This window comes from Variovorax sp. Soil_C_33 (assembly GCF_057656935.1).
In genome coordinates, this window is sequence record NZ_JBDGJK010000052.1 from 1 (window position 1) to 469 (window position 469).

A 469-nucleotide genomic window follows, 5' to 3' on the forward strand; every position below is an offset into this window, starting at 1 on the left:
GCGCCGGATCGCCGGCAGCGCACGCGCGATCGCGGCGATGCCTTCCTCGGCCATCAGGTCCATCACCGGGTTGCTGTCCTGCGCGTACAAGCCCTCGGCCGCATGCGCGATCGCATTGATGCCGCTGGTGACGCTCAAACCCACCGGCAGGCTGCGCGAGAGCTCGGGGTCGTAGATCACGGCGCGCGGCAGCACGCGAGGGTCCTTGCCGGTCTTCTTGAGGCCCGCTTCGGTCAGGCCGTAGATCGGCGTCATCTCGCTGCCCGCGTAGGTGGTGGGGATGGCGACGATCGGCAGGCCCGAATCCAGCGCGATCGCCTTGCCCAAGCCGGTGGTGGAGCCGCCGCCGATGGCCACGGCGCAGTCGGCGTCGAGCCGGCGCGCGATCTCGCGGGCTTCGCGCGCGGTCTCGATCGGCACGTGCATCGCGGCGCGGTCGAAGATGCCGGCGGCCTGGGCGCCCAGCAGC

At 71.9% G+C, this 469-nt stretch carries 1 protein-coding gene; it reads right to left on the bottom strand.

What is annotated here, in order from left to right; genetic code table 11:
• On the bottom strand, positions 1-469 hold a 469-nt coding region (locus AC3A6B_RS29880; RefSeq protein ID WP_487840247.1), incomplete at both ends, for an iron-containing alcohol dehydrogenase.